General features: G+C 54.9%; 14 protein-coding genes. 7 read left to right on the top strand and 7 right to left on the bottom strand.

The window, feature by feature from the left end; translation table 11 throughout:
• The first annotated feature begins 377 nt into the window (after nt 1–377).
• From C1N62_RS20705 to C1N62_RS20680, 6 genes are read left to right on the top strand one after another with little or no spacing between them, the layout of a single operon-like run.
• Complete coding sequence (locus C1N62_RS20705; protein WP_137765616.1) at nt 378–896, top strand: transposase; 519 nt, start codon at nt 378–380, stop codon at nt 894–896.
• On the top strand, nt 893–1,939 hold the full coding sequence (locus C1N62_RS20700) for an ATP-grasp domain-containing protein (protein ID WP_168195919.1): 1,047 nt from the start codon (nt 893–895) through the stop codon (nt 1,937–1,939). The genes C1N62_RS20705 and C1N62_RS20700 overlap by 4 nt, the downstream gene beginning before the upstream one ends.
• Nucleotides 1,932–3,062 (top strand): phosphoribosyltransferase domain-containing protein, encoded by a 1,131-nt coding sequence (locus C1N62_RS20695; protein ID WP_137765614.1) that lies wholly within the window; start codon nt 1,932–1,934, stop codon nt 3,060–3,062. The genes C1N62_RS20700 and C1N62_RS20695 overlap by 8 nt, the downstream gene beginning before the upstream one ends.
• Before the next feature lies 1 nt (nt 3,063).
• Nucleotides 3,064–3,870: a hypothetical protein gene (locus C1N62_RS20690; RefSeq protein WP_137765613.1), complete on the top strand. Its 807-nt coding sequence runs from the start codon at nt 3,064–3,066 to the stop codon at nt 3,868–3,870.
• Nucleotides 3,871–3,883: 13 nt separating this feature from the next.
• Nucleotides 3,884–4,963, top strand: a complete 1,080-nt coding sequence (locus C1N62_RS20685) for a cysteine protease StiP domain-containing protein (RefSeq protein ID WP_137765612.1) — start codon at nt 3,884–3,886, stop codon at nt 4,961–4,963.
• 8 nt (nt 4,964–4,971) lie between these two features.
• A complete protein-coding gene (locus C1N62_RS20680; RefSeq protein WP_137765611.1) occupies nt 4,972–5,910 on the top strand; it encodes an HpcH/HpaI aldolase/citrate lyase family protein in 939 nt (312 codons plus the stop codon).
• 8 nt (nt 5,911–5,918) lie between these two features.
• Here C1N62_RS20680 and C1N62_RS20675 read toward each other — a convergent pair whose 3' ends face one another.
• Both C1N62_RS20675 and C1N62_RS20670 read right to left on the bottom strand, forming a co-directional pair.
• Nucleotides 5,919–6,722, bottom strand: a complete 804-nt coding sequence (locus tag C1N62_RS20675) for an alpha/beta hydrolase (RefSeq protein ID WP_240775830.1) — start codon at nt 6,720–6,722, stop codon at nt 5,919–5,921.
• Between the two features lie 318 nt (nt 6,723–7,040).
• Nucleotides 7,041–7,907, bottom strand: coding sequence for a LysR family transcriptional regulator (locus C1N62_RS20670; RefSeq protein WP_137765609.1), 867 nt, complete (start codon nt 7,905–7,907; stop codon nt 7,041–7,043).
• A 105-nt stretch (nt 7,908–8,012) separates the two neighbouring features.
• Between C1N62_RS20670 and C1N62_RS20665 the strand changes: the two genes are divergently transcribed.
• Nucleotides 8,013–9,161, top strand: a complete 1,149-nt coding sequence (locus C1N62_RS20665) for a YbfB/YjiJ family MFS transporter (RefSeq protein ID WP_137765680.1) — start codon at nt 8,013–8,015, stop codon at nt 9,159–9,161.
• A 317-nt stretch (nt 9,162–9,478) separates the two neighbouring features.
• Here the strand turns inward: C1N62_RS20665 and C1N62_RS20660 are convergent, their stop codons facing one another.
• From C1N62_RS20660 to C1N62_RS20640, 5 genes are all read right to left on the bottom strand, one after another.
• Complete coding sequence (locus tag C1N62_RS20660) at nt 9,479–10,471, bottom strand: replication initiation protein (protein ID WP_137765608.1); 993 nt, start codon at nt 10,469–10,471, stop codon at nt 9,479–9,481.
• A 1,220-nt stretch (nt 10,472–11,691) separates the two neighbouring features.
• A complete protein-coding gene (locus C1N62_RS20655) occupies nt 11,692–11,898 on the bottom strand; it encodes a plasmid partition protein ParG (RefSeq protein WP_137765607.1) in 207 nt (68 codons plus the stop codon).
• Complete coding sequence (parA, locus tag C1N62_RS20650) at nt 11,895–12,521, bottom strand: ParA family partition ATPase (RefSeq protein ID WP_137765606.1); 627 nt, start codon at nt 12,519–12,521, stop codon at nt 11,895–11,897. Before parA ends, C1N62_RS20655 begins: the two co-directional genes overlap by 4 nt.
• Nucleotides 12,522–13,974: 1,453 nt before the next feature.
• The gene (locus C1N62_RS20645; protein ID WP_137765605.1) at nt 13,975–15,162 is read right to left on the bottom strand and encodes a M20 aminoacylase family protein; all 1,188 of its coding nucleotides are present in this window, start codon (nt 15,160–15,162) and stop codon (nt 13,975–13,977) included.
• 896 nt (nt 15,163–16,058) lie between these two features.
• Entirely contained in the window at nt 16,059–16,469 is a 411-nt protein-coding gene (locus C1N62_RS20640; RefSeq protein WP_137765604.1) for an H-NS family nucleoid-associated regulatory protein, read from the bottom strand.
• Between the last annotated feature and the right edge of the window lie 331 nt (nt 16,470–16,800).

The following is a 16,800-nucleotide window of genomic DNA, read 5'->3' as shown; positions in this document are numbered from 1 at the left end:
TGTTTAGGAAAGGTTTATTGATTTACACATCAAATGATTAAACTATAAAAACTGACTTTGATTGCAATAGTCACGGAGTAAATGGTAACGACTGTAACAAACTCCTCCTTGGTGTTTTACGCTTTGTGTAAATCTATGTAATAAAAACTTTTTTTACAGTAAATCGTTGCTTAATTATTCTTGTTTGATTTATTAATTCATCAACCATGACTATTTTTTGATTAAAATAAATACCTTTCAGCTCTCATTTCCCGACGATTTACATTGTCCTATTTAAATAAATAGAAATAAAATTACATTTATTGACATATTTTGCAAAGATAAGTAAATGCCATTGATTTATCTGCCAACTATCTTGCCAACTATAAAGATGAAACGTGGAAGATTCTTCGATCCACACCGCACTCTTTTCTGTGAAATCTGAATCAATACGTCTGTCGGCCTTTGAAAAAAACTTTCTTAGTTGTCAGGCGGTATTCCTGTTGCTTCAGAAAGGGAAAACAATGATAAAAGCCAACAGATACAATATCTTTGACATCAAGATGCAGCTCATTTTCGCGTTTGGGTCACCAGACAGTGTTCAGGCGCGGGAACGGCAGTTGTTGCAGGAGATCATCCCCCATTGCGCACGCAATCTTCCCTTCGTGATCGATCACCTTGACCTGCTGCATGAGGGGGTGGAGCTGCGGCTCACTATGTCGCCAGGTACCGAATTGTCAATGTTGGTCAATGCCCTTAAAACCCACAGTGCCAAACAGCTGGGCGAAATAACCGGAAACCGTAAGTCTGGCTTATGGTTGCGGGGCTATGGTGCCCACTCTATTGGCGAGGTGCCCGCCGCTGCCTCGACGCTCTCCGCGCTGATCGCCAAGAACCGTCGGGAGCAACAGTCATGATGTGGTTGATGGAAGGATTCTCATCCCAACGCGGGATAATCCAAGGCTTGCGCGAGGCGATTCGCCACTACGGTTGGCAGGATGCCCACGGCCAGCCATTGAGCGTTATCGCCTCACACCGGCAGTACCGGCCAGAGATCACCCAGTGCGCCGATATCGCGCTGCGCGAACCGACTGACCCGGTGCAGCGGCTGGAGTTTATACGGGAAACCGTTGCGGCTTATCAGGTCAGGGTCATCCATACCGGCAAGCCGGGCCGTTGGTTTGAAGCCCACCGACAGGAGATTGAGGCTACCGGCGTGCAGTTGATCACGGGTGCAACCGGGCCGGCCTCACAGGCACTGGCGGATGACAAAGCGGCCTTCACCGAGGCATTGATGGCACAGGGCATTCCGCATACCCCGGCGGTACGCGTGGAGAACCTGGAGGCGCTACGCGACACGTTGCAGACGCTGAAGGCCAGCTACCCGCGCCTGTGCATCAAACCCAATACCGGCATCTATGGCCTTGGCTATTGGCAGTTGGACGATCAGGCACCAGCCAGTTTGATGCTGGAGGCGCCAGACTCCCGCCGCATCCGTACCGAAACCTATCTTGACGCGCTGGCCCAGAGCGGCGGCCTGAAACAACCCATGATCGTCATGCCCTATCTGCCCGGCCCGGAGTGCAGCATCGATTTGGTGGCGCGTCGTGGACAGGTACAGGCGGCGCTGGGCCGCCGTAAAGATGGCCCGATGCAAACGCTGTTTGAGCATGGCGAGGAGGTTGAATTGGCCTGTCGCGTCGCGGCGCTGCTTCAGGCAGATGGGTTGATCAACGTCCAGACGCGGGCCGGTGATGATGGCCGCCCGCGCGTGCTGGAGTGCAATTTGCGCCCCAGCGGCGGGGTCGCCTATGGCCTGCAAAGCGGCATCAATTTACCGGCCATCATGATGGCCGATCGGCTGGGGTTAACCCTTCCCCGCCAACAACTCCGCCATACCACGGTGCGTATCGTGGAAGAGGCTATTCCGGTTCCTGCCAGCGAGTCACACCATGCGTAATGCCCACGGTCACGAAGAACATTTGGAGGCCAGCCTGCCGGCGGGCAAGATGTCGCTGGACCTCTTTTGCCAGCCGGGATGGAGCGCTGACACGCTGTTCTCTATGGCACAGCGCCGCAATCCACGGCGCGCCTTTCTGTTTGTCAGCAAGGTGCTGGGTCGCCATATCCCCTGCCCGCCCCGCCTGATGCGCAAAGCCTTTAGCGATCTGGCCGACCAGATCCCCACCAACCTGCCCGGCCCGCTGCTGGTGATGGGCATGGCGGAGACGGCGGTCGGGCTGGCGGCGGGTGTCCATGCCGCCCTGCGTGCGCGCGGTGAGCAGGCGATCCTGCTGACCACCACCCGCCACCCGCTCGGTGGCGATCTGCTCTGCCGTTTTGAGGAGGAGCACAGCCACGCCACGGCGCATCTGGTGCATCAGCCTACCCACCCTGCCCTGCGTGAACAGGTGCAGCAGGCCCGCACGTTGGTGATGGTGGATGACGAGGCCACCACCGGCAAAACCTTCCTCAACCTCTACCGTGCGCTGCACGACGCTGGGCTTACCCAGTTGCGGCAGGTGGTCACCGCCACCCTGACAGACTGGTCAGCCAATGCGCTGGGCGGGCAGATCGCCCTGCCGGTCAGCGCGGTCTCGCTCGCCACCGGCCGCTGGCGCTGGACACCGGCCAGCACGCCGGTGGTGCTGGATGCCCCGCAGGTCAACATTACCGCGCGTGGCAGCCAGCCACTGAACGGGCTGGCGGATCGCTGGGGACGGATGGGCGTTGACGAGGTGGAGCGCCTGCTGCACCTGCCGGCCCCCTGTCCCGGCGAACGCATTCTGGTGCTTGGCTCTGGGGAGTATGTCTGGCAGCCGTTCCTGCTGGCCGAATGGCTGGAGAACCAAGGGGCGCAGGTCAAATTTGGCTCCACCACCCGCTCCCCGGTCTCGCCGGGGCTGGCCATTGAGCAGGCGATGAGCTTCCAGGATCACTATGGTCTGGGCGTACCGATGTACCTCTATAACGTCGATCCCGCTGCCTATGACCGGGTGATCCTCTGTACCGAGACACCCGCCTCCGCGTGGGATCCGGCTTTTTTGGTTCGCTTCCCGCATCTGCACATCCACGAGGGCTGATATGCCGCACGACGCCTTTACCCGCCCGATCATCTTTACCGATCTGGACGACACCCTGTTTCAGACCCTGCGCAAGATCCCTGGCCCGCAGGCGCAGCAACCCTTAGCCGTCGGCGCGCTGGACAGGGATCTCGCCCCGCGCAGCTTTATGATGGCGCGGCAGGCCAATCTGGTGCAGTGGATGCTGGCACAGGCGGAGACCATTCCGGTCACCGCGCGCGGCACTGACGAGCTGGCGCGGGTCTGCATCCCCTTTGATTCCTACGCCATCACGACCCACGGCGCGGTGATTTTGACACCACAGGGCGAGCCGGATGCCAGCTGGCAAGCGCAGATCAGCGCGCAGCTTGCGCCCTACCAGACACGGCTGGCGGCGCTGCAACAGCATGTATCAACGCTGTTGGCCGACCCACAGGCGCAGGATGCCCATCTGCCTACCGCGCCCGGCTGGTGCCGGATGTGCCAGGAGTATGGCATCCCCATCTATCTAGTGATGAAGGTGAAGGAGAGCAGCCAACTGGAGGCGCTCAACCGCTATGCCGACTGGGTAGCACAAACCTTTGATCTGGACGGGTTCTACGTCCACCGTAATGGCAATAATATTGCCTGGTTGCCCAACTGCATCGACAAGGGCCACGCCGTGCGCTACCTACTGGCGCGGCTGCATGAACACGCGCCTGATCGGCCAGTGCTCGGCTTTGGCGATAGCCTGACGGATTTCAGTTTTATGCAGCAGTGTGACTTTCTGGCGCTGCCCCAGCGCAGCCAGGTGCTGGCCCTGTTGCAGGATGCCCTGTCGCGGCATTGATTAAGGAGTGATTATGCATACCCCCTTCGCCCTCGCCTCGGGCTCTTATGATGCGTCGGACATTACGTTCCTGCTCTCGCCGGTCGAGGTGGATTACACCCCGGTTGAGGAGAAGGAGCGCCTGATCCAGCGGGGCGACAAACACTATTCAGAGATGCTCTCTGAGGAGCCAACGCCATCGGCGGCGCATCAGGCCATCTACCGGCAGGCAATGGCGCAGTTTGGCCCACGCATTGCCCAAGAGGTGACCGCACTGGCGCTTGGCCTGGCGGAACAGGTCAGCGCCCGCCCGCTGGTGCTGGTTTCGCTGGTGCGCGCCGGGGTGCCGCTGGGCGTCTGCCTGCTGCATACCCTGCGGGATCTGGGCATCGACGCGGTGCACTATGGCGTCAGCATCATCCGCGATCGCGGACTCGATCAAACGGCGTTGGCGCACATCACCCAGACACATGGCAGCGCCGGGGTGGTGTTTGTTGATGGCTGGACGGGCAAGGGCGCCATTTCGCGTGAGCTGGCGGCGTCGCTGGCCCCGCTGCCAGCCTTTGGCCATCCGCCACGGCTGGCGGTGCTGGCCGACCCCGGCGGCTGCGCCTGGCTCTCTGCCTCCGGCGAGGATTGGCTGATGCCGTTCGGCATCCTCGGCGCGCCGGTCTCCGGGCTGGTCAGCCGCTCGTTATGGCGCGAGGGCGAATTTCATGGCGCGATGTATTGCCGCCACCTGCTCGACCATGACATCAGCCGCCAGTTTGTCGCGGAGATTGATGCCCTGCGTGCGCAGCTGAGCCAACCGGTGGCGGCCGCGCGGCCTGACCCCGAACGGCGCACCCTGCGTCGCCACTTAAGCGAGCGGGTGCTCGCCATGCTGGCGGAGACCTACCGGGTTGACTCCCTTAACCGCATCAAACCCGGCATCGCCGAGGCCACCCGTGCGGTGATGCGCCGGGTGCCAGATCATGTGCTGGTCAGCAATAAAGCGGATGCCGACGTGGCCCTGCTGGTTCACCTCGCGGAGGAGGCTGGTATCCAGGTCGAAGAGGTTGGCGAGGCCATCGGGATTTACCGGGCTGTCACCATTATCAGAAAAGTGGTGTAAGGATGAGGATGATGGAAACTGTCACGCCTAACGATTTGGGTGCCACCCTGTATGTACCGGCCACCCATCCCCAATTGCTGGCGATTGCCCGTGGCGAGAAGTACCCGGAGTTGCTCTCTATGGTGATCTGTCTGGAGGATGCGGTGCTGGAACGCGATATCCCGCAGGCGCTGGTCAACCTGCGGGTGACGCTGGCACAGCTTGCCGACTCCCCCATCGAGCCGCGCCCGCTGCTGTTTATTCGCCCGCGCCATCCTGACATGGCTGCCGCCCTGGTGGCTGACAGCGCGCTCTGCCTCAATGTGGTGACCGGGCTGGTGCTGCCCAAATTTACCCTCGCCGATCTGGAGCGCTGGTTGGCGATCACCGCACATAGCCACCTGCGCTGGATGCCCACCCTGGAGGATGCGCGGGTCTATGATGTCGCACAGATGCAGTTGCTGGCGGAGGCGCTGCACCAGCGCGCGGCCGACCGGGTACTGGCGTTGCGAATTGGCGGCAATGATTTGATGAGCGTATTGGGGCTGAGGCGCAGCAAAGATCATACGCTGTATGAGGGGCCGTTGGGCTATGTGATTAAAATGCTGGTCAGCGTGTTTGGATCACGCGGGTTTGCCCTCACCTCGCCGGTCTGTGAGTTGATCGACTCGCCGGACATGCTGCGTCAGGAGCTGAAACAGGACATTTTGCATGGGCTGGTGGGCAAGACTGCCATTCATCCCAGCCAGATCCCCATTATCCATGCCGCCCTGAAAGTCGCGCCACGGGACTACCAGGAGGCATTGCGCATCCTGAATGCTGACAGCGCGGTATTCAAGTCTGACGGAGCAATGTGCGAGCCAGCCACCCACGTCAACTGGGCGCACCGCATCATCCAGCAGGGGCAAAAATATGGCTATGCAGAAAGCCCCTCCGGCGAGGCCGAACGCATCAACCACGCCGGATAAAGCCCCCTTTAGCGCGCGAAGTGATCCAGCAGCGCATCCTGTAGGGCCAGCGGCATGACCGTCATGTGTGACTGGCCCGGATAGAGCATAAAGCTGACGTGGCGGGCACCCTCTGGCATCGCCTGCAATGACCACGCCAATTCACGCACGCCATCCACCATGGCACGCTGCTGGCGGTGGCGCGCCAGTACCTCACGCTGCTCCGCTGGCAACTGCATCTCACTTTGCTGCAATGACTGCTCATACTCCCCGACCGTCAGCCGCAGCCGATCTGGCCACTTTTTCGGCGGCTGTTTCGCCAGCGTCATCAGGTAACGGTTGTTCCACCAAACCGAGGGGCTGGCAGCATAGAAGTGTTGGAAGGTGTCTGGCTGCGTCAACGCGGTATAGAGCGTGTAGAGGCCACCGTAGGAGTGGCCGAACAGCGCCTGACGTTGATGATCGATCGGCAGCTGCGTTTCGATGTGCGGCTTCAACTCCTGCATCACAAAACGGGTAAAGGCTTGGGCATTGCCCGGTGCGCCCGGATCATAGGTGCCGCCAGCCGGGTTGCTCTCCAGCTTGACCTCTTGGGTGGCGGGGCGGTAATCCTGATCGCGGCGTGATTTGCCCGGATAGCCAATCGCCACCACCACACCCGGCTGCATTGGGCAGCGGCTGCAAGAGTATGACGCCATCATGCTGGCCGCTGGCGCGAAGGCGGCATTGCCATCCAATAAATAGATGACCGGCCACCCCCCGGCGGGCGCGTTGCCCGGCGGAACGTAGGTCATGATTTGATAGTCACCGTTTTCAGAATGCAGGGTTTCCACCTGCGATCCTGGCAATACATAACCCTGCCCGGCCGCCAGTGTAGCGGTGGTGACACATAACCCGAGAAGAAGGAAAAGCGCGCGCATCCGTTGCTCCCTGACTGTAACGCCCCGCCATTGGCGAGAGAGATGAGTGATTTTTTGACGGCAGAACAGTAGCACAGCCATTAATGAGAGTGCTAATAATTATCATTTACTTAACGTAACCGCCGCCGTCATAGCGTGCGCTGCTTCCAGGAGAGGAGAGATAGCCATACCATAATCCTGAAATCATAAGATTACAGGATTACAGGATTACAGGATTACAGGATTACAGGATTATTTGTCTGCCGTTTTCCCCAGCACGTCAATCAATGCGTCGAGGTTGGTGTTGCGGGTGCCCTTGCGCCAGATGAGCCAGATGTCCGCGAACATATCCTCATCTTGCAACGTATGGGTTTTGACGCGCGTGGCCCCCGGCAGGGAGTTCAGCACCGACTCCAAAATCATCGCGATGCCCGCGCCGGTGCTGACGCACGCCAGCATACTGTGGTAGGACTCAATCTCCACAATCCTTTTAGGTTGGACATTTCCCTGCGCGAACCAGTTGCCGAGCCGCCGGCGATAGGAGCAGGTATTGCGGAACGCGAAGACCGCATCCTCCCGGACATCCTGCGGCCCCTGAATGGGTGCGTGGTCATGGGCCGAGATCAACACCATCTTCTCTTTATAGAGCGGAATGCCCTCCAGCTCTGACGGCAGGGTCATCACATCCGTAAAGGCGGCGGCATAACGCCAGTTCAGGACATCTTCCGTCACTTCATCTGACAAGCCGGTAAATAACTCCAACGTCACCTGTGGGTAGCGATTATGGTACGCTGCCATGACATCAGGCAGGTGAATGGCTGCGGTGCTCTCCACCGCGCCCAGGGTAAATAACCCGCCCGGCTCCTGGCGCTGTATCGAACGTCGCCCCTCCTCTGCCAATTCCAGCAGCCGGGTGGCATAGCCCAGAAAATCCCGCCCTTCGGCAGAGAGGTAGATGCGCTGCTTCTCACGGATGAACAATTGGCAGCCCAGCTCCTCCTCCAGCTGCCGGATACGGGTGGTGATATTGGAGGGCACCTTGTGCAGTTGCCGCGCGGCACCGGTGATCGATCCTAGCGTGGCGGCGGTTCGAAAATACTCAAGCTGTGTAAAGTCCATCTTCTCACCTAAAGAATAAGTTTTTAACTATTATTCATTATACAAGAATTGATGCGCTGGATAGGCTACCTGCCTGCTATTTTTTTGGAGAGTGTTGTGTCACAGATGCGCGTCGCCCTTACCGGGTTTTTTACGTTAATTGCTGTCATGGGCATGGGGCGGTTCTCCTTAACCCCCCAACTGCCGTTGATGTTACAGGAGCAGATTATCTCGCTCTCATCGGCTGGCCTGCTGGCTTCCATGAACTATATCGGTTATCTGGTAGGGGCCATCTATGCCATGCGCCTCAACCAGCGCCACGCGCTGCACCTGCGCGTAGGCATCTGGATGACGGTTGCCGCTACCCTGCTTTCAGCCTTTACGCCTGATTTTACCTTGCAAGCGATTTTGCGCTTTCTTGCTGGGTTGGGCGGCGCGTGGGCGCTGATCATCATTACAGCCTGGACACAGGATCGGCTGGCCGTATTCAACGCTCCTCGTCTATCTGCCGCCGTCTTTTCCGGGCCGGGCGCGGGCATCATGCTGACCGGCATTCTCGCGTGGGTGCTGGCCCATGTCGACGCCTCCTCCGAGCAGGGGTGGCTAGTCTATGGCGGCGTGGCGTTGCTGATCGCCCTGCTGTTCCGCACCTCACTGCCAACGGAAATCCATCGACCGCAGGCGGGCACAGCCGCCCCGCTCAGCTGGTCTCCGGCGTTGAAAAAATTGCTGGTGACCTACACCCTCGCCGGTTTTGGCTACATCCTGCCAGCGACCTTCCTCTCACAGTTGGCAAACGTGATGTTCCCCGGCAGTACGCTGGCCGCGCTTTTCTGGCCGATGTTTGGACTGGCAGCAATGCTGGGTGTGGCTGCCGTGATTTTCCTCGGCACTCGCCTGCCAACCCGCTTCCGGCTGACGCTGACGCTGGTGCTTCAGGCAATCGGCGTTGCCTCTGTGGTGGCGTTCCCCGGCATGGCAGGACTGGTCACCGGTACACTGCTGACCGGGGGCGGTTTTCTGGCAATCATGCAGCTCAGCATGAGAATGGGCCGTGAGATCGCACCCTCCCAGACCGCGCGGGTAGTAGGCATCCTGACCACGGGTTATGCCACCGGTCAACTGGTCGGCCCGCTGGTCTCTTCCGCCAGTGTGCACCTGTTCGGGTCGCTCTCGCCGGCACTGGGTGTAGCTGCGGTGAGCCTGATTGCCGCAGCGGCGCTCACCGCTTCCAATCGCCCGTCCTCTGGCCTTGAAGCCACTCAAGCAAAATAATCCAGCTCTATTCACTTCAGGCCGCGTAAGCGGCCTTTTTTATTCTGTGGCGCATCATTTTTCTGTCACGCTAAGTTGCTGTAATGGCGGTCACTGGGGAGGGAGCAGAGGGTGGGAAGCACGTAAGAATGATGCATTGCGTCATCATAAGATTGGCAAAAAGAAAAGCGCTATAGCGCGCTAAATGTACAATATTTCACTTGTAATTTTTGGATTTATTCAAACTTATAAAAGTTATTCACAGAAACGGGGGATAACTCTGTGCGTTACTTGGGTGAGATGCCCAACAAGCGCTCTCCCACCCCCTGAGACCCATATCAACTTTTTGCGGAAGCCCGTTTGGTCCGGGTATTCACTTCTGCCATTACCGCTTTCTGCGCCACCTTATCACCCACGATTTTGTACCAGCTTGCTAACTTCCGCAGGTCTGGCAGGGTGGCCTTCTCCGCTTTGTCATAGGCCAGTAACCGCGCGCGATACTCCTCAAAAATCTCAATGCAACTGCGTGCCCACTCCCCTTCGAGATCCGACCCCGCAACGGCCCGCGGGCGGCGCGGCAGGCGCGGACGCAGCGGCTTGCTCGCTTCCGGGGAGGATTCATCCATGTAGGCGAATTTGATAGCGACAACCGTGCGGCCACTTTTGATGGGTTCCCAAACGACGGAGATGTCGGTATTGGCGTTGATGCGGTTGATGGTTGGCTCAAGCAGCTTCTGCCGGAAATCACGGTAATCTTCATACTTGCCGACCAGCCCGGCTTTCTCGCGCATCCAGCCGAGATCGAGCGTCACCTCCACGGCTTTGCTGCTACGTCGGCCATAGAGATTCTTGGCTTTGATCAACCAGCCATAGAGTCGCACGGAAAAGGGGGTATCAAGTTTGGCGATATTGGTGAAATTGAGCTTGGTGAAGGACTCCTTCAGCTCATACAGATAGGGGGCGACATCCTGCCCGAAACGCAATACCACGGCGCTGTGATCGTCGCTGCTGACATACTCCAGGCGGGAGAACCAAGAGAGTTGCACGGTACGGATCTTGCCGGTTTTGACATCCGGTTTGTAGATCGTCACCGGCTTTTTCATCAGGCTTTCCGCCGCTTCCCGCAGCTGCCGGTGGCTGCTGGTGGGGTTAACCCCATAGATACGCTGATAATCCTGAGGAAAAAGACGGTAAAGCGTGTCAGGTTGAGGTTTCCTGCTATCAATTTGCGCCAGCGCCAGGTTGAGCAACCGCATCTCATCCAGCGTCACACTGTAGGCGCCTTCAAGCAGATCGTTGCCCTGAACCACAGTAAGTTTGTTGAGTTCCATGAAGCAGGATCCTTAAGTGGAATGTATTTAAATTATTCCACATAAAAAATAAAAGCGTAAAGAAAAAATATCCGCTGTAATACACTGTTTTAATTATTAAATTATTCACTAACTCATAGCGGTTACAGGAAATGTCTCCACATAGTGATTTTGATCGCAGTTCGATCCCCACCGCGATCCCGGCCAATGGCTACCCCTTTTGACAGGAAATTTCTCCACCTTTACCCCATTGCCGCCCTGCCCTCCCCTTTCGTCGACAGGAAATCCCTCCACGTGTGCTGTACCCATAGGTCAAAGGGGCCTGGAGAACAGGAAAAGTCTCCACCTTTAACAGGCGAGCCAGGATAACGGGCAGTGTTTGGGCGCGAATATCCAGAACAGGAAATCTCTCCACCTATCGCAGCTGAACTCCGCTGGCAGCTGGGCTGAAGAGAGCAACAGGAAATTCCTCCACCTTTAAGCGGCGGCAGAGGCAACAGGAAATTTCTCCACGTGACAGTAACCCAGCGGTCTGAGAGGGATGAACAGGAAATCACTCCACCTATAGATTTGCGAAATAGCAGGCAAACATGGCCTACCAACATCCGGCTCAGCCAGTGGCTTAGTGTACAGAGTGGGAAAAAGCATTTTGCCCTGTTTTTAGTGATGACAGGAAATCTCTCCACATAAGAGCAAGTGCACGGCTAACAGGAAATTTTTCCACGTAATCTGCTTTTGAGAAGCACCATCACTTCAAGGAGTTATTACGGGATCACGTAACAGATTGTCTACTTATCAATGCCAAAAACGGCCACAGCGGGGCAGGAAATGACTCCACATCAGAGGGGGCAGCAGAGGAGGAAAAGAGTAATAAATATCCTAGATCCGGGTGAAATGATTAGGATCGCATGAAAGTTATCAACAGGAAAAGATTCCACATATAGAAGGCTAATTAAATCAAAAAGTTATCCACAGGAAAAAATTCCACATATAACAGGAAATCTCTCCACGTATAACAGGAAATCTCTCCACCTGTAGCAGGAAATCTCTCCACATATCTCATTGCAACCGTTTGATCTTAAAAAGCGAAATGTGCCCTTAAAGAGAAAGATCTAAAATTAAAAAGAGATAAAGACTATTTTGATCTTGGATCTTAAAGGGATCTTTCAGGAGGGTTCCTGGGTGAAGCAGGCATTAGCCCATTTTTGTAAGATCAGGGCCGGTGCGGCCCCGATAGGCGATCACTGCTCGTTATGGGCAAGCCAACCCTGGATCAATTCGGTTAATACATCGCGCATCTCACGATCCTTCAGGAAACAGGTCGTCTTGAAGCGACGATGAAGATCCTCGTCAATGTTCGTCTGTAGCTTCTTCTGCGCCGCTGAGGGCTTGGCAACCGCATCTAAGGCGGGTGCCAGCTGCTTGTGTTGACCAAGTTTCATCTTCATGCGAGCAACTCCAGAATCTCTTTGGTGATGATCTCGATTTCACCCTTGGCATTGCCATCTGTGGTGTCGAAGACGGTGCCACCATCCAGCATGGTGCGGATATAGACCTGACGCTGGGTCGTACCGGTTTTCAGCGCAGGCACGCCGGTGTCCGCAATCGACTCTTTCAGCACTTCCAGCATCTTGGCAGAAGCCACTTTTTTGGTGATGAGGAAGCGCGCAACGATAGGTTGGAGGTTCTCCCGCGCTTCAACCACCGCCAGGATGGCACCACATGCAGCAAAATCGAGGGGAGAGGGTGTCACAGGTATCAACACCAGATCGCTCACCATCACGGCCGCAGAGGAGATGGCAGAGATGGCCGCCGCGCCATCGATGATGACGTAGTCATACTCTTTGAGCTGCTTGCGAACGGTGTACACCTCTTTTTCAGAGGCCGCTTCCGCCAGGTCAAATTGGCATTTTTCCTCTTCGTACCAGTTGCTGATACTGCCCTGGGGATCGGTGTCCACCATCACGACTTTGTGACCTTGTCTCGCCAAGCAGGTCGCGACGTTGACGGAGGTTGTGGTCTTCCCTACCCCACCCTTTCCGTTCAGGAAAGAGATGATTTTTGCTGCCATGAGCTCACCTTCATAATCTCAGGATTCCAGGATTCTGTGATTCTCTCATCCTAGGATTACAGGATGCGGGAACGAAGCGCTTACTATAAAGAAAGTTATCAAGGGGTTCAATGGCAATGATTACAGAATCCTAGGATTCTGGGATTACAGGATTCTGTGATCAAGCCTGATTCTACCTGCATTGAGCGTAAAATAATTGCCTTAATAATCCTGGAATCCTAGGATTATGGAATCCTCGTTGGAGGGTGGGCAAAGCCGAGTCACCGGGCTTTCTCGCACTTGAAATGGCAGGCAGTCAGGCGGGTATTGCCTGTTCCATGCGTGGCTAAGGTGGAGCGATTTCATGCTCCTGCCCAAACCAATTTAGTGAATTTTCTGATCGTTTTTTGTAGCCAAAAAAATTTATATTTATCCCAGGATTGCAGGATTTTAAGATGCTGGAATCCTCGCCCGATGACACTTTTCGGCCATGAAAAAAACTCGCCTGTCATGAAAACGTCACAATATGAAAGATTACGGAATCCTGGGATTATGGAATCTTTTACGGAAAATAGTTTGTTGGCAAAGAATCGAATTTTTTCGGAAGCAGGAAATCTCTCCACCTTAGTTTTTGGGCAGAATCGGAAGGTTAGTGTACAGAAGCGACAAGGTCTGAAATGCCTAATGACTCATTGATCGCGGTGATGGAAAAGGCATGGCGCCGCCCGCGCACAGCGGGCGTTTGCGGCGTGATCAGGCCAAGGTGGAAGGATTTTCTGTAGGCACTATGCCCCCATTGCTGCTCGCGAACATGGCTACGCCTACGTGCATCATAGAATCCTATAATCCCAGGATTACGGGATACTCGTTGGATAAGTATCACTTGTCAGGCCGGATGCAGTAGAGAACCCTTTGCACAGCATCACAGCATCACAGCATCACAGCATCACAGCATCACAGCATCACAGCATCACAGCATCACAGCATCACAGCATCACAGCATCTTATAATCCTATGATTACAGGATTCCAAGATTACAGGATTATTGCTTGACAGCGAGAATCCTGGAATCCCAGCATCCTGAGATGACAGGATGACAGGATGACAGGATGACAGGATGACAGGATGACAGGATGACAGGATGACAGGATGACAGGATGACAGGATGACAGGATGACAGGATGACAGGATGACAGGATGACAGGATGACAGGATGACAGGATGACAGGATGACAGGATGACAGGATGACAGGATGACAGGATGACAGGAAATTTCTCCACCTATCTTTTTTGGCCCACTATACGTTACAGCAATGAACATTTTGTCATCAAACCAGCCTGGCTGCGGCCGCACATGCTATGTGGAAAGATTTTCTGTATGCCTATGCTTCTAGAATCCCACAATCCCACAATCCCACAATCCCATAATCCCATAATCCTGTAATCTTGGGATTATAGGATTCGCAGGTGATGCTCAGCTGGGAAAGGGGGTTGCCTGATCAACAAGCCTATGCGGTAAAAGCTGTTCCGCCAGTTCTACCCACAGGGCAATGCCTGTTTCAATTGAATCATCGTTGAAATCAAAACATGCGCTGTGCAGGGGAGGGGAGGGCGCTGCCTTGTCGGCACCCAACCAGAAATAGGCACCGGGGCAGGCGTGAAGCATGAAGGCAAAATCCTCCGACGCCATAGAAGGATTGGTTCCCCAGTGAACATGATCCTTGCCGACCACCCGCTCTGCGACACAACGTACTTTCTCTGCCCAGTCTGCATGGTTGAGTGTCACCGGATAACCGCGTTGATAGTGCATCTCCCCTCGCACACCAAACGACCGTGGCAGATGGGTAACGAACTCCCCAATCAGTGTCTCCACCCGGTCACGGACGTTGGCATGTAGGCAGCGTACCGTTCCTTTCAATACTGCGCGTTCTGGAATGACATTGATGGCCTCGCCAGCGCTAAGTTGAGTCACGCTGATGACCGCGGAATCAAGAGGGGATAAACGCCTTGCTGGGATTGTCTGTAGGGCCAAAATCAGCTCGGCAGCTGCGACCAGCGGATCCGCGCCCTCATCGGGCATAGCAGCGTGGCAACCTTTGCCAGTCAACGTTACCTCGAAGGTATCAAGTGAGGCCATCATGGCACCATTGTTGAGCGCGACGTGCCCCTGTGGCAATCCGGGCCAGTTGTGCATTCCAAAAATGGCATCCATCGGGAACAGGCGGAAGAGACCATCCTCAATCATCTTGCGTGCGCCTGCCAAATTCTCTTCAGCCGGCTGAAAAACCAGATGCAGCGTCCCGGAGAAATGACGCGTCTGGCTAAGGTGTCTGGCCGCGCCCAATAACATCGCCATATGGCCATCATGGCCGCAAGCGTGCATGTGGCCCGCAAGCGTGGAGCTGTATGGCTGCTGAAGGCGTTCCTGAATGGGCAGGGCATCCATATCTGCCCGCAGGCCAATTGTCGCACCAGGGCCGTTTCTAAGCGTGCCTACCACGCCAGTGCCAGCCAGGCCACAGTGCACCTCAAAGCCAAAGGTTTCCAATAACTCTGCGATCCGCCGAGAGGTATGATGCTCCTGAAAACCCAATTCCGGGTAAGCATGAAATTCATGGCGCCACGATATTGCTTCTGCAATCAGCGCATAGGGAAGGGCCATTACGTGCTCCTGTGTGATTCAAGGGGATCGCGCATAAAGAACATTTTTGCCGGGAAACAAAACGCCTACCTGGCGGAGCGCTGCATCAAGCATAGAGGATATCAAATCCCTAGGTAGCGCGATTTAACCAAAATATCAGACTGGACATTTTCTACACAATGGCAGGTACTGTTTACGATATAAGCCTGCCGGTGAGCGCAATTGATGCATTCCCATCGCTGGTCATTTTAAAGGGCTGGGCCGAAGATGAGGTAATAACGGCATAAGCGGGCATCGAGAGGCGCAGTATGTCCGGTATCTATTCAGATAAGATTACGCAAACCGGGCTACTGTTTTTGAAAAAAAGCCTGACAGGGAAACGAACGCTGATAACCGTTTCGTGGCCAGGTACGTTTTCGCTGGGGCCGGATGTGCCAATGTTAACATTGGATTATTTTGGCACGTCATAATTCGACCAGTAAGCGAACCGCCAAAATTTTCGATGACCGGGGCTATGGCCCGATGGGAGATTTCTGAATTTACCCGATTTGATAAGTAAAAAGGCTAAGTTGTTAACATTATTGTCAGAGTAAGAATAACCCTAATTTTGTATCCGCCTGGTGATGAGCAATGCTTTTTACGCGCTGCAGGGAAGTGCTTACATTGATAGATAAAAAAGCACAGGTTTTTTAATGATATATTTGCATCAAACAGAAAAATTAGGATAAGTGCGCGGGGAATGGCATCTATGACCTGACAGGTTAGCCTGAAAAACTCAATTTTTCTTAGAAAGTAACGATAAAAAAACGGCCTGTGAACACAGGCCGCTTAATAAAATACTTTAAACGTGAAAGGCATTTGCCTGCTGTGAAGGATATGACAGGTACAGCATGAAGCCATTCATTTTTAAGAAATTTTTACTGCTTGATCAGGAAACTCTCAAGAGTCTTACCTGCATCCAGCGCCTCTTTAATGGCTGCTGGGGTGCGGCCCTGGCCGGTCCAGGTCTTTTGCTCACCTTTTTCATCGGTGTATTCATATTTAGCCGGACGCGGTGCACGCTTAGTTTTACCGGTTTTACCTTTGCTGGCTTCGATAGCCATCAAATCGCTTGGATCAATACCGTCGGCCAGCAGCATTTCGCGGTATTTAGCCAGCTTATCTTCACGCTCTTTCTGCTCTGCCAGCATGGATTGTTCTTCGTCACGGCGCTCAGAGACAACGGATTCCAGCTTGGAAAGCATCTCTTCCAGCTCTTGCAAAGAAACTTCACGCGCTTGTGCTCGCAGAGTACGAATGTTGTTCAGAACCTTCAAAGTATCGCTCATATCATATCCATTAGTTTAGTTAAACCAGTAATAACGCGCATACTATTGAGTGACCGATGTCGCGTTGTTTCTTTGATTATAATTGTAAACATAACTTCCCCTATTAGGCAAAGGTTGATTGTAAAAAAAAGCGTAAAAATTTTATTTCCCTCACGCGCATTTATATAGCAAAAACGGTAACGCGTACCGGGCAGATTAATATTGGTTTGGCTGCAACATCAGGCCGGTCACGCCAACCTTCGCCCTTAAATGCAATTGCCAGCAGGGGATTATTCACAGGCGGAATCATGCCAGCCGGTTCTGCTTTCGTGACGATTAGCACATATTGCTT

The sequence above is a fragment of the Nissabacter sp. SGAir0207 genome, from assembly GCF_005491205.1.
Taxonomy (GTDB): domain Bacteria; phylum Pseudomonadota; class Gammaproteobacteria; order Enterobacterales; family Enterobacteriaceae; genus Chimaeribacter.
This window is presented reverse-complemented; position numbering and strand designations above follow the sequence as displayed.

Excerpts from the sequence above, each read along its gene's own strand:
- C1N62_RS20680 (WP_137765611.1), top strand. The coding sequence starts at position 4,972 with ATGATGGAAACTGTCACGCCTAACGATTTGGGTGCCACCCTGTATGTA.
- C1N62_RS20685 (WP_137765612.1), top strand. The coding sequence starts at position 3,884 with ATGCATACCCCCTTCGCCCTCGCCTCGGGCTCTTATGATGCGTCGGAC.
- C1N62_RS20660 (WP_137765608.1), bottom strand. The coding sequence starts at position 10,471 with ATGGAACTCAACAAACTTACTGTGGTTCAGGGCAACGATCTGCTTGAA.
- C1N62_RS20665 (WP_137765680.1), top strand. The coding sequence starts at position 8,013 with ATGCGCGTCGCCCTTACCGGGTTTTTTACGTTAATTGCTGTCATGGGC.
- C1N62_RS20655 (WP_137765607.1), bottom strand. The coding sequence starts at position 11,898 with ATGAAGATGAAACTTGGTCAACACAAGCAGCTGGCACCCGCCTTAGAT.
- C1N62_RS20695 (WP_137765614.1), top strand. The coding sequence starts at position 1,932 with ATGCGTAATGCCCACGGTCACGAAGAACATTTGGAGGCCAGCCTGCCG.
- C1N62_RS20700 (WP_168195919.1), top strand. The coding sequence starts at position 893 with ATGATGTGGTTGATGGAAGGATTCTCATCCCAACGCGGGATAATCCAA.
- parA (WP_137765606.1), bottom strand. The coding sequence starts at position 12,521 with ATGGCAGCAAAAATCATCTCTTTCCTGAACGGAAAGGGTGGGGTAGGG.
- C1N62_RS20640 (WP_137765604.1), bottom strand. The coding sequence starts at position 16,469 with ATGAGCGATACTTTGAAGGTTCTGAACAACATTCGTACTCTGCGAGCA.
- C1N62_RS20690 (WP_137765613.1), top strand. The coding sequence starts at position 3,064 with ATGCCGCACGACGCCTTTACCCGCCCGATCATCTTTACCGATCTGGAC.
- C1N62_RS20645 (WP_137765605.1), bottom strand. The coding sequence starts at position 15,162 with ATGGCCCTTCCCTATGCGCTGATTGCAGAAGCAATATCGTGGCGCCAT.
- C1N62_RS20670 (WP_137765609.1), bottom strand. The coding sequence starts at position 7,907 with ATGGACTTTACACAGCTTGAGTATTTTCGAACCGCCGCCACGCTAGGA.